Below are 12,540 nucleotides of genomic sequence, written 5' to 3' on the forward strand. Positions count from 1 at the left end.
TCAGCACAAGCGCCCCGTATCGCCTGAAATTGGTAGTGCGGTGCATTCCTGTTTCTCCCCACATTGCATAATCTCGAACGAAACGGGAGCAATTGCACGTCTGCGGGGAAAATGTGGGGAAGCGGTCTTCCCCATGCATGCTGTTATCGAATTCGCAAGTGTACTCCTGCTTTTCTACATTTAGAGCACGTTTCAGCACTAAAAGCCACAGCGACTAATCTCTTTTAGCTTCCGCCGGATGCGAAAAGGCTCTTCTCCTATGACCATTCCCAATCTCCATGTCACACGAACCAGAACGCAAAGCCCGCGCAACCATCGACGCCATGCTCCGGGCTGCCGGGTGGGATGTGCAGGATCCTGATGCCTACGATCCGGGCACTGGAGCCGAAGGCATTGCTATTCGGGAGTATCCGTTTGACACCGGGCACGCAGATTATCTGCTTGTGGTGGATCGCAAAGCGGTGGGGGTGGTCGAGGCAAAACCCGAGGGCACCACCCTCGGAGGCATCGCCGAGCAGACGGCCCGTTATGCCAAAGGGGAGCCCAAGCGCATTCCGCCTGCCGAGGAGCCGCTTCCCTTCGTGTACGAGTCAACGGGCACCGAGACCAACTTTCGGGATCTTCGCGACCCGCACCCACGGGCGCGCCGGGTTTTTCACTTCCACAAGCCGGAAACGCTCAGGGAGCGAATCGGCCAGTCGGAGACGCTGCGTACACGTCTCCGCCACATGCCGCCCGTGGAACGTGGGACCCTGCGGGATTGCCAGTACGAAGCGATTCAGGAACTGGAGAAGTCGTTCGCGGGCAATCATCCGCGCTCGCTTGTTCAGATGGCCACAGGAAGCGGCAAGACGTTCATGGCCGTTACGCAATGCTACCGGCTACTCAAGCATGCAAAAGCACGCCGGATTCTCTTCCTGGTGGACCGCACTAACCTGGGGAAGCAGACCGAAAAAGAGTTTCAGCAATACACGCTTCCAGAAACGGGACGCTCCTTTGCGCAGGAGTACAACGTGCAGCATCTCACGTCGAATGCCGTAGACCCGGTGGCTGACGTCTGCATCACGACCATCCAGCGTGCCTACTCGATGCTCAAGGGCGGTGACCCGGAGGACCTGGACGAAGATACCTCGTCTTTCGAAACAACCTACACCGGTGAGGTCCGCGATGTGGTGTACAACGAGGCGCTTCCGCCTGAGCACTTCGACTTCATCATTGTGGATGAGTGTCATCGCTCCATCTACAACGTATGGCGGCAGGTCCTCGAGTACTTCGATTCCTTTCTGGTTGGACTCACCGCCACGCCCTCCAAGCAGACGCTCGGTTTCTTCAACCAGCAGCTGGTAAGCGAATACCCGTACAAGCTGTCGGTAGCGCACGATGTGAACGTACCCTACGAGGTCTTTCGCATCCGCACGAAGATTAGCGAGGAGGGCAGTACGGTCGATGCCGGATTCAAGGTGCAGCAGCGCGAGAAGAAGACGCGGCGCACGCGCATGTTGGAGCTTGATGAGGACCTGGAGTACAAGAAAACGGCGCTTGACCGCGATGTGGTGGCGCCGAGTCAGATTCGGACCGTCGTATCTACCTTCCGCGATGAAGTGCGCAACCGGCTGTTTCCAGACCGGTCGATGTTTCCGAAAACGCTCGTGTTTGCCAAAGACGATACCCATGCCGACGATGTGCTGCGCATTGTGCGGGAGACATTCGAGCAGGGGAACCGGTTCGCGAAGAAGGTAACGTACACCGTTCAAAGCCCGGAAGACATCATCCAAAAGTTTCGCAACTCCGTGTATCCACGCATTGTCGTGTCGGTGGATATGATTTCGACCGGAACCGATATCAAGCCGCTGGAGCTGCTGCTCTTTATGCGCAATGTGAAAAGCAGCGTCTACTTCGAGCAGATGCTGGGGCGTGGGACCCGCACCATTGATGCTTCGGATCTCCGGGCAGTCTCTGGTGATGAGGCCCGCTCTAAAACGCACTTCGTGTTGGTGGATGCGGTAGGCGTCACCGAAGACAAAAAGACAGATGCAAAGCCGCTCAACCGCAAGCAGTCCGTCTCGTTCGACCAGCTCATGCGGGGGGCCGTTGAAGGGAGCGCCCGCGATGAGGACAGCATGGCCTCACTGGCGGACCGCATCGCACGCATGAACCGAGAGCTCAATTCAGAAGGACGTGCTGAAATAGAAGAAGCGCTTGCTCAGAGTGCTGAAGAGCGTGATCATCACACCGATACGATGACGGCACTGGCCGAGGGCTTCGTGAAGGCCGCCGATTACGACGAGCAACACGCACGGGCACAGTCCATGTTTGATACCGATGCGCCGTTGGAATCACAGATTGAAGAAGCCGCCCGTGCGCTGGCCGACGAAGCGTGCGCCCCCATTGAGGACGCAAGCGTGCGCAACACCATCAAGCAGGTGCGCGAACGCCATTACCTGACGATCGACGACGTGAGCCAGGATGAAGTGATCGACGTGGAGCACGAGACGCCTGCGAGTGCCTCGTGGGCGCATAAGCAGGTCGATTCGTTTGAGGCGTTCCTGGACGAGCACAAAGACGAGATTACCGCGCTTCAGATCTTCTACAACCAACCCCACGGCGAGCGCCACGTTACGTTTGAGCAGGTGAAGGAGCTGGCTCAGGCTATCAAGCAACCCCCGCTCCAGACCACGCCTGAGGAGTTGTGGAAAGCGTACGCACGATTGGAGCGCGACAAGGTTAAAGGGATGCGCGAGGAGCGGCTGCTCACCGACATCATCTCGCTTGTACGCCATGCGATGGGGGAAGCCGAAGAGCTTGCTCCGTTTCGGGACGAGGTCGAGGAGCGGTTTTACGCATGGCTCAGTGAGCAAGACCGGACCAACCGCTTCACGCCTGAGCAGATGGAATGGCTGGAGATGATCAAAGAGCATCTGGCGGCCAGCCTTACCATCGAGAAAGACGACTTCTCGTACGCACCGTTTGACGAAAAAGGCGGCTCGTACAGGGCCCGTGCGCTCTTCGATACCGACGAACTGGACGCTATTCTCGACGAACTAAATGAGGTTGTTGCTGCATGAGTTATGATCCAGAACGGCACAACCGACAGTCCATGCGGTGGGATGCCCACGACTACAGGCAACCGGGTGCCTACTTCGTCACGATCTTGACGCGAAACCGAGCATGTGTCTTCGGTACCGTACAGGACGATGCCGTACATCTATCGGAGGTGGGAGGCGTAGCGCGCGACTGCTGGCAGGCCATCCCCGACCATCATAAGCAGGTCACGTTGGATGCGTATGTGATCATGCCCAATCATGTGCACGGCCTGGTCATGATCCAGCCTGATGGTGAAGGTGCGGAAGGTGCGGGCAGTAAGGACACGAGATCTCGTGTCCTTACTACCGATAGCACTCGGCCAACCGACACCGCCCACACCCGCAGGTTCGGACACTCGGTGGCGGGGTCCTTGTCGACCATCATCGGATCGTATAAGGCCGCCGTTACCCGGTACGTTCGCCGTAGTCTCATGCCTGACTTCCAGTGGCACCGCAACTTTCACGATCGGGTCGTGCGTAACGCGGAAGAACTCGAACGCATCCGTCACTATATCCGGCTCAACCCTTCCCGATGGACCGAAGATCGCCACCACCGGACTCTATGACGTGAGGCCACATACGCTATTTTTGTCCAATGAAATGAGGTTGTTGCTGCATGAGTGAAGTGGATAAACCCTTTGAGATACCAGAGCACTGGAAGTGGAAGACCTTTGAGGAAATAGGCGAATGGACTGGAGGCGGAACACCATCAAAACGAAAAACCAGTTATTGGGAGGGAGATATTCCTTGGGTCTCTCCGAAAGACATGAAGCGTCTGGAGATCGATGATACCGAAGACCATGTTACTGAGACAGCCATCGCAGAATCAGCAACAAAGCGGGTGCCTTCTGACTCGATCCTTTTTGTGACACGCAGCGGAATTTTGGCGCACACGCTTCCAACTGCTCTCACCACAGTCCCAGTTACTATCAACCAAGACCTTAAAGCGCTTGTACTCACTGAAGAAATAGAACCACAGTTTCTTCTCTATTATACTCGTGCCGTTGAACGCTCAATTCTCAGTCAATGCTCGAAGCATGGTACAACAGTCGCGAGTCTTGAATCGGGACGTTTGTACCGGTTTCCCGTTCCCCTCCCACCCCTCCCCGAACAGCGCCGGATCGTTGCCAAGATCGAAGAGCTCTTCTCCAACCTGGACGCCGGGATGGGCGAGCTATCCGTGGCCGAACAGCAACTGGAGCGCTACCGGCTGAGCGTCCTGCAAGCCGCCGTCGAAGGCCGCCTCACCGCCGACTGGCGCCGCACCCACACCCCCGAACCCGCCGACCAGCTGCTGGAGCGGATACAAGCGAAGAAAACAGAGCTTTACAATGCCAAAAAGATAAGGAAGCCAAAAGAGGCTGAACCCATCACTAAGGAGCACATCCCTTCTGAGTTACCCAGTAAATGGGAATGGGCTCGGCTTACAGCAGTGGTTCAGCGTGCAGTAGACTGCCTGCATAAGACTGCACCGTTCGAGGACATCGATACAGGCTATTATTGTGTCGATACGACGTGTATGAGCAAGAGCGAAATCGAATATGACAAACTCAGACCCGTTTCCAAGAAAACTTACCAAGAGTGGACACGCCGCATGATTCCAGAACCTGGCGATGTGCTTTTCTCTCGAGAGGGTACGGTTGGGTTAACAGCCGTAATTCCAGAGGGGATCAATCTCTGTCTCGGGCAACGAATCATGATTTTTCGATTGCCCAACCAAGTAGACCCACGCTACTTCCACAAAGCACTTCTCTCTCCAACGATAGGGCGTCAGTGGAAGCAAAAACTGATGGGCACGACAGCATCCCGAGTAAACATCGGTGATATACGACAATTTCTCGTACCGCTTCCACCCCTTGCCGAACAAAAACAAATCGTCGCCGAGGTCGAGCGCCTGCTGTCCGTTGCCGACGACGCATCCGCAACCACGAAGCAAGAACAGACCCGCGCTGAGCGGCTGCGGCAGAGCATTCTGAAGCAAGCATTCAGTGGAAAGCTGGTACCGCATGAAGCGCAGCACAGCGCTCCTGTGGATTCTCCCACATCTGTCGTACGCGAGGGTGCACAGATTGAGATGGGACTCTAAAGAACCCATCTGCACGTGTACAGGTATTATAACACCCCTTTGACACTCCTATTACACCCGGTTAACGTCGTGGACACAGTGGACTACGACATTGAGATGCGCGGGCTGAGTGCAGATCCGGGGACCATTGATGCGATGGCCCTGCGCGACCTGCTTGATGCCCTAATCGACGCTTCCAGACGGGTGCTTCGCCTGTCGGTTGAAGGGACCAGTACGCGTCGCGGGCCGAAACCGGACTGGGTCACCGAGTCCACACGATTTCTGATCACCGGTCTCAATAAAGGCTCAACGATCTTCCCCGTACAGGTGCCCCCTCTGCAGGCAACGGCACGAGAAGTGGTACAGCAGCAGGATCTCTGGCAGTCGAAGCCCAATGGTGAGTGGACCGCACTCACGCTGCTGGGAGACGCGCTGGCCGACGTATCCGACAACAACCGCGAAAGTGCGCGCTACGACAGCGGTGTGCTGTCTGCCATTGCAGGCTTTGGCAACGTGATACAGAACGGGGAAGTGCTTACGATTCGCAACAAAGAGACCAGAGACACCACGTTCAACATCAATCGAACGCATATCGAGAACGCGAAGCGCCTCAAGCAAGAGACGCCCCCCTCGTTTTCGGTCGTACTTTCCGGAAAACTGGACGTGATCGGACACAGTGAGCGCTCGTTCAAACTCAAGACCGATGCGGGCGATGTTATTCGAGGGGTTCTCCAATCTTCGGAAGTCCAAGCTGAAGAGTTAAGCAGTTTGTGGGGTAAGGAAGTCACAGTTCAGGGCCAGGCGCACTTCACCCCCAGCGGATCTCTCCGTTTTATGGAAGCACGCACTATGCGTCTTGCCCGTGCGCAGGATAGTTTCTTCAAGCAATCGAAAGCCGAAATTGAGGAGGAGGCCGCTGCGAAAAAGCCCCTTAGCGAACGTGATCTGTCGGAGCTTGACGCCGGAGACGATATCGAAGGAGCACGTGGCACCTGGCCAGGAAACGAATCCATCGACGAGATACTCGACGCCCTCGACTGACCCATCGGCATGTCATCAAACTCGAATACCTACGTCCTGGACTCCAACGTATTCGTTGGATATGTTCGGGATGCCTCATACGGTCGATACATCGATCAGGAGTACGACCCGCTTGGAAGCAATAACATCGCGCTCATTTCTGTAGTAACGAAGGGTGAGCTGCAATCCCTTGCGTACCAGTTTGACTGGGGGAAGCAGAAGAAGAGCGCGCTTCAGAGGCTGCTAAACAGCGTGAACGCCGTTCCTGTCCAGTCAATGGATATAATCGACCGATACGCTGAGATCGACGCGTTTAGTCAGAACAAGCTCCCCGACCGCCCACTGGGCAACTCCGATCGCAACATGGGAAAGAATGACGTGTGGATAGCAGCCACCGCTTCCGTCATCAATGCAACATTGCTCACGACCGACGCTGACTTCGATCACCTGCACGACGAGTTTCTGAGCCGGGTTTACATAGACCCCGGCGAAGAATACAACCTGTAGAGCGCTCTTTTTGGTAGCGGTTCAATGATAAGTGATTGTCGTGTAGCTGACACTATCGGATCCGGCTCAACCCCCTCTGTCTACCGACATCTCCCCCTTGGACAAGGGGGGAGAAGCCCAAAGGGAGAGGGGGTTCGAACAAGACAAACCTGCAGTGTCTGATAGCCTTATCACTTAGCGTCTACCCACTACCCTCTTTCTATACCATCATTACAGATTCTGTATGCCCAACCCACCCCAAATCGTACAACGCCTCTGGAATTTCTGCGACGTCTTGCGTGATGATGGCGTCAGCTATGGCGACTACGTGGAGCAGCTCACGTATCTGCTCTTCCTGAAAATGGATCAGGAGCGCCGCGAGGTTGGCGAAGAATCGGCCATCCCGGAGGAATACCAGTGGGAACGGCTGCTAAAAGACGAAGAGGGCACCAAGGTGCGTGGGCAAGCCCTTATCAGTCAGTACCAGGAGACGCTGCGAGGGCTTCAAAACCAGCAAGGCATGATTGGGATCATCTTTGGGCGGGCGCAGAACCGCATCCAGAACCCTGCCCGACTGCGCCGTCTCATCGACTACATCAACGAAGAAACGTGGATGGGCCTCGACGTAGACGTCAAGGGCGAGGCCTACGAAGGGCTGCTGCAGAAGAACGCCCAGGACACCAAGAGCGGTGCTGGGCAGTACTTCACGCCCCGTCCGCTTATCAAGGCCATGGTGAAGGCTGTCAACCCAAAGCCCGACCAGACCATTGCGGATCCCGCCTGTGGGACAGGCGGGTTCTTCCTTGCGGCAAAAGACCACATCACCAACGAGCACACGCTGGACCGCGACCAGAAGAAACGGCTTCGCACCGACACCTTCGAAGGCTGGGAGATCGTCCCCAACACGGCACGGCTCTGCACGATGAACCTGTACCTGCACGGCATCGGTCCGGAGACCATCGGCGACGGGGAGACCCCGCCCATCATCGTGAAAGACGCGCTTCGTAGTGCGCCGAGCAATCGCTACGACCTCGTGCTCACAAACCCACCGTTTGGCAAGAAAGCCAGCTTTACGGTGATCAACGAAAAGGGGGAATCCACCAAGCAGACGCTCACCTACGAGCGAGACGACTTCTGGACGAGCACGTCTAACAAGCAGCTCAACTTCTTGCAGCATGTCGCCAACATGCTATCCATTGGCGGCACGTCGGCGGTTGTCCTCCCCGATAATGTGCTTTTCGAGGGCGGATCCGGCGAGACGGTGCGTAAGCGTCTCTTAAACCAGTACGATGTCCATACGCTGCTTCGTCTTCCCACCGGTATCTTCTACGCGAACGGCGTAAAGGCCAACGTCCTATTCTTCGAGCGCAAGCCCGCCAGCGAGACACCGTGGACCGAGACGCTGTGGATCTACGACCTGCGCACCAACAAGCACTTCACGCTCAAGCGCAACCCCATGACGGAGGACGACCTGAGCGACTTCGTGGAGTGCTACAATCCGGGTGCGCGGCACGACCGCGAAGAGACCGAGCGGTTCAAGTCGTACACGTACGAAGAGCTCATCGAGCGCGACAAAACCAACCTCGATATCTTCTGGCTCAAAGACGACAGCCTGGAAGACACTGAGAACCTGCCGGAGCCAGATGTGCTGGCCAGTGACATTGTAGAGCGCCTGGGCGCTGCTCTGGAGCAGTTTCGCGGGATTCAGGAGGAGCTGGAGGAGACCGCGGATGCAGATGCCGTAGAACCTACCTCCCAAGCTTAGAAGAAACTTGCAAGTGTCTCACCGCCGACATCCGCCCGAAGGACCAACACAGCGGTAGAAACAGCTGCTGAAGAAATGAGCAGGGCACTGGAGTCCATGCCCTGCTGGCATCATGCGGCATCCGGCGTCTCCGGCTCGTCGGTCTCTGCAATGTTGGCGCGGTAGCCTGACAGGCGCGCCCCTTCGTCCTCGTCGTCCAGCTGCTTCAGGATATGCTCCACCGCTTCGTGCGGATCGAGATGGAAGCGCTCTTCGCCCAGCTTGTCGAACAGCCCGGCGCGGATGACAACCTTTCGCACCGGCCCAATGAGCCCTGCGAAGTAGAGCGCAATGCCTCGATCTTCGAGCGTCTCAATCACCGACCAGAGCGCGTCGGTTGCTGTCGTGTCGAGCGCGTTGATGCTGGTGCCGTCAATCACCACAGCCCGGATCTCACGCTTCTCGCGTCTGGTCTTCTCAAGAATGAAGTTCTTGAAGTGGTCGGCATTCGCAAATGAGAAGGACGCATCTACGCGCAACACGAGCACCTTGTCGATCTTCTCGGTGTTCTCGAAGCGGTTGATATCCCGAAACACCCGCGCCCCCGGCACATGTCCGAGCTCAACCATGTTGGGACGGCTGATGCGGTAGAGCACCGCAATCACGGTAGCCACGATGCCGAGCAAGATTCCTTCCTGGATTCCCACCACCAGCACGCACCCGGCTGTAAACAACGAAATATATCCGTCGCGCCGGTTTGTCTTCAGCAGCTCGCGCAGCTCCTGCACATCAATCAGGCTAAAACCAGCGACCATAATAATCGCGGCGAGCACAGGCATCGGCAGGTAGTAGAACAGCGGCGTCAGGAAGAGAAGCGTGAGCCCAATAACCCCCGCCGATACGATGTTCGCCACAGGCGTTTGAGCGCCCGACTGCTCGTTCACCGCGGTGCGCGAGAAGCTTCCTCCTGCGGGCGGGCTCCGAAAGAAGCTGCCTACAATGTTGGCCATACCGGCAGAGATGAGCATCCGGTTGGCATTGATCGTGTAGTTGTGACGCGCCGCGAAGATGCGCCCAAGCGACACGTTCTTCATGAACTGGACCAGCGCCAGGGCGATCGCCGCTGATAGCAGGCTCTGCATATCACCTAAACCCAGCGCGGGCGCTGTAAACGCCGGAAGTCCGGCTGGAATATCGCCGATTACGCGAACACCCATATCTTCAACGGCAAAGAACCACCCGGCCAGCGTGCCAAGCACTACGACGACCAGCGCCGCCGGAATAGCCGGTTTGATGTATGGCATAGCAACGAGAAGCACAATACTCCCAAGCCCGATACCCAGCGAAAGCAGGTGCACCTCCCCGATGCGCCGTGCGGCCTCATACAGCAGCACGTACACGTACTGCGTCTGCGGCAGATCAATGCCAAGGAGTTGATCAAACTGGCTGAACCCGATAATGAGGGCCGCCCCAAACGTAAGCCCTGCAATGACCGGCCGCGACAGCAGGCTCGCCACAAAGCCAAGCCGGGCCACCCCCATAAGTAATTGAATGACGCCCACCATGAGCGTCAGCAGAATAGCCAGCGCAATGTACTGGTCGGATCCCACCTGTGCAATAGCCCCGACCCCGGCCGCCACAATAACCATGTCGACCGCGCTGGGCCCGATGGCAAGGTGGCGAGAGCTTGCAAAGAAAGGGTAGATGATGAGCGGGACCAACGCAGCGTAGAGTCCATAGATCGGCGGAAGCCCCGCAATGACGGCGTGGGCCATGCCCTGAGGGATGAGCATGACCCCCACTGTAATGCCCGCAATCACATCACCCTGCGCAGCAGACGAGTCATACTCCGTTGTCCACTCCGGGATAATCGAGATGTCGGAAATCCACTGGCGTAGCTTTTTGTTCATCCACTACCCTGTATGGCTTGGCTGTATGACTTGGCTGTATGACTTGGCTGTATGGCTTGGCTATATGGCTTGGCTCGGTTGCTTTTTGGTCGTGCGCTACAACCCCCCCCTTCCTCTCTGATATCACTTGCATATCATAACGGATAACAAATTGTTTTACCATGGCTTTTGCACGGATACCAGGAGCTACGAGGCACTTCGCCGGCTATGATGACTCGTGAGAATGATCCGTGGATGTGACGCCCCTGCTCTTCTCCAACAAGAACCGTACACCTGTTACGTTTCTCCAATTCTATGCTGTGAGAAGCCGCAGACAAAAACTATCCGCTTCGTACGTGTTTTAAATAGCCGTACTGTCTGCGCTGCTGCAATGCAGTCTTGCATAATGCAGTCTTGCATGGCGTACTCTGATATCCAGCAAATTATACTGCCAAGCCCCTGTTATGTCTGCATCTACCCCTACCGAATCCGTCAAGACCGATGTGCTTATCATCGGTGCTGGTGCGGCCGGACTCCGTGCCAGTATCGAACTGGCTGAGCGCGGCGTTGATTGTCTCGTTCTTGGAAAGCGTGCTCATGGCGACGCGCATACGATCTGGGCTGCCGGGGGCATCAATGCCTCACTCGGCAGCCTCGACCCGGAAGATCGCTGGGAGATCCACGCGGCGGATACGCTCAACGAGGGCCACTTCGTGAACGACGCCACCGCGGTGGAGCTGCTCTGCCAGCAGGCCCCCGAACGTATTCGCGAGCTGGATGCGTGGGGCATGGACTTCAACCGCACCGACGACGGCAAAATCAACCAGCGCTATTTCGGCGCGCAGTCGTTTCGGCGCACCTGCTTTGTAGGCGACCGTACGGGCAAGGCGCTCATGGAAACGCTCGTGCAGAAGGCCATGGACCTTGAGGTACCGTATCGCCAGAATCTGTACATCACCGACCTTGTGGTGGAGGACGGGCGCGCCGTTGGGGCCGTTGGATTCGACATGGACGCGGGCACGCCCGTGGCTTTTGATGCGGATGCGGTCATCATTGCTGCGGGCGGACACACCTCGCTCTTCCGCCGCAGCTCGTCGCGTCCCGACGAAAACACCGGCGATGCCCAGGCACTGGCCTTCCGCGCTGGCGTGCCGCTTCGCGATATGGAGTTCGTGCAGTTCCACCCAACCGGAAAGGTGCGTCCGGAGGACGAAGCCGGGCACCTCGTCACCGAGGCTGTTCGCGGCGAGGGCGGGCGCCTCTATAACGCAGAGGGCGAGCGCTTCATGGAGCGGTACTCGCCAAACCAGATGGAGCTGGATGCCCGCGACGTGGTGGCACGTGCGATTGAGCAGGAGGTCCGCGAGGGGCGGGGCACCGAAAACGACGGGGTGTTGCTCGATATCTCGCATCGCGACGACGCCTACATTCACGAGCGGCTGCCGCGCATGGTTGAGGAATTTGCCGAGCACGGCGTCGACATCACGAAAGAGCCCATGGAAGTCGCGCCAACTGCGCACTACGCAATGGGCGGCATCGAGGTTGACTTCGAGACCGGACAGACCGAGGTCAGTGGGCTTTACGCTGTGGGCGAGTGTACCGCTGGCGTGCATGGAGCCAACCGGCTCGGTGGCAACTCGCTGGTCGAAACCATCGTCTTCGGACAGGTTACGGGGCGGCACATTGCCGAAACGCTCCATACGCGGCCGAGCACGCCCCTTCCCGAGGCTCGTGTCCGCGAACACATCGCCGCCCAGGACGCCCTTGCCGCGTCGAGCGGGTCGCACACACCGGAGGCGCTCATGACGCGCATCCGCACCCTGATGTGGGAGCACGCAGGCATTCTTCGCAACGAAGATAGCCTGCTTGCCGGACTGCAGCAACTCCAGCAGGTGCAGGCCGATGCGGAGGACATGGATGTGCAAGCCGACCGCACTACCCTGCGCTACGAAAATGCGCAGAACGTGCGATGCATGCTGACGACAGCCGAGACGATCCTACGAGGTGCCCTGGAGCGCACCGAGTCGCGCGGCGCCCATGCCCGAACAGATTACCCGGAGAAAGACCCCGCCTGGCAGCAGAACATCCGCTGCATTCCGACGGGAGACGGCCGCATGCAGGTCGACACGCAGCCAGCAGATACGCCGTCTGCGCCCGTTCAACGGGCTATTGATGAAGAGCATGAGCTGGACTATCATCACCTGGAGTAGTCTTCAGATGCTTAGCCGTGACGCGTTGTTGCTGGCATACAGC

Annotated in this window: 8 protein-coding genes; 7 read left to right on the top strand and 1 reads right to left on the bottom strand. The window is 57.5% G+C overall.

The window, feature by feature from the left end; translation table 11 throughout:
* Positions 1 to 278 precede the first annotated feature (278 nt).
* From ACZ48V_RS00295 to ACZ48V_RS00320, 6 genes are all read left to right on the top strand, one after another.
* Positions 279 to 3,065: a type I restriction endonuclease subunit R gene (locus tag ACZ48V_RS00295; protein WP_464540548.1), complete on the top strand. Its 2,787-nt coding sequence runs from the start codon at positions 279 to 281 to the stop codon at positions 3,063 to 3,065.
* On the top strand, positions 3,062 to 3,649 hold the full coding sequence (locus tag ACZ48V_RS00300; RefSeq protein WP_464540550.1) for a transposase: 588 nt from the start codon (positions 3,062 to 3,064) through the stop codon (positions 3,647 to 3,649). The genes ACZ48V_RS00295 and ACZ48V_RS00300 overlap by 4 nt, the downstream gene beginning before the upstream one ends.
* Before the next feature lie 50 nt (positions 3,650 to 3,699).
* Positions 3,700 to 5,169 (top strand): restriction endonuclease subunit S, encoded by a 1,470-nt coding sequence (locus tag ACZ48V_RS00305; RefSeq protein ID WP_464540552.1) that lies wholly within the window; start codon positions 3,700 to 3,702, stop codon positions 5,167 to 5,169.
* 69 nt (positions 5,170 to 5,238) lie between these two features.
* Positions 5,239 to 6,189, top strand: coding sequence for a hypothetical protein (locus tag ACZ48V_RS00310; RefSeq protein ID WP_464540554.1), 951 nt, complete (start codon positions 5,239 to 5,241; stop codon positions 6,187 to 6,189).
* A 9-nt stretch (positions 6,190 to 6,198) separates the two neighbouring features.
* Complete coding sequence (locus tag ACZ48V_RS00315) at positions 6,199 to 6,675, top strand: type II toxin-antitoxin system VapC family toxin (protein WP_464540556.1); 477 nt, start codon at positions 6,199 to 6,201, stop codon at positions 6,673 to 6,675.
* 223 nt (positions 6,676 to 6,898) lie between these two features.
* Positions 6,899 to 8,419 (top strand): type I restriction-modification system subunit M, encoded by a 1,521-nt coding sequence (locus ACZ48V_RS00320; protein ID WP_464540558.1) that lies wholly within the window; start codon positions 6,899 to 6,901, stop codon positions 8,417 to 8,419.
* A gap of 110 nt (positions 8,420 to 8,529) precedes the next feature.
* On the opposite strand, the gene ACZ48V_RS00325 is transcribed toward ACZ48V_RS00320, so the two are convergent.
* Positions 8,530 to 10,308, bottom strand: coding sequence for a SulP family inorganic anion transporter (locus tag ACZ48V_RS00325; RefSeq protein ID WP_464540560.1), 1,779 nt, complete (start codon positions 10,306 to 10,308; stop codon positions 8,530 to 8,532).
* Between the two features lie 443 nt (positions 10,309 to 10,751).
* On the opposite strand from ACZ48V_RS00325, the gene ACZ48V_RS00330 reads away from it, so the two are divergent.
* Positions 10,752 to 12,497, top strand: coding sequence for an L-aspartate oxidase (locus tag ACZ48V_RS00330; RefSeq protein ID WP_464540562.1), 1,746 nt, complete (start codon positions 10,752 to 10,754; stop codon positions 12,495 to 12,497).
* Positions 12,498 to 12,540: the final 43 nt, after the last annotated feature.

This window comes from Longimonas haloalkaliphila, from assembly GCF_055379825.1.

Bases quoted from the DNA above. Each gene is read 5' to 3' on its own strand.
- ACZ48V_RS00295 (WP_464540548.1), top strand. From the start codon at position 279: ATGTCACACGAACCAGAACGCAAAGCCCGCGCAACCATCGACGCCATG.
- ACZ48V_RS00300 (WP_464540550.1), top strand. From the start codon at position 3,062: ATGAGTTATGATCCAGAACGGCACAACCGACAGTCCATGCGGTGGGAT.
- ACZ48V_RS00305 (WP_464540552.1), top strand. From the start codon at position 3,700: ATGAGTGAAGTGGATAAACCCTTTGAGATACCAGAGCACTGGAAGTGG.
- ACZ48V_RS00315 (WP_464540556.1), top strand. From the start codon at position 6,199: ATGTCATCAAACTCGAATACCTACGTCCTGGACTCCAACGTATTCGTT.
- ACZ48V_RS00320 (WP_464540558.1), top strand. From the start codon at position 6,899: ATGCCCAACCCACCCCAAATCGTACAACGCCTCTGGAATTTCTGCGAC.
- ACZ48V_RS00325 (WP_464540560.1), bottom strand. From the start codon at position 10,308: ATGAACAAAAAGCTACGCCAGTGGATTTCCGACATCTCGATTATCCCG.
- ACZ48V_RS00330 (WP_464540562.1), top strand. From the start codon at position 10,752: ATGTCTGCATCTACCCCTACCGAATCCGTCAAGACCGATGTGCTTATC.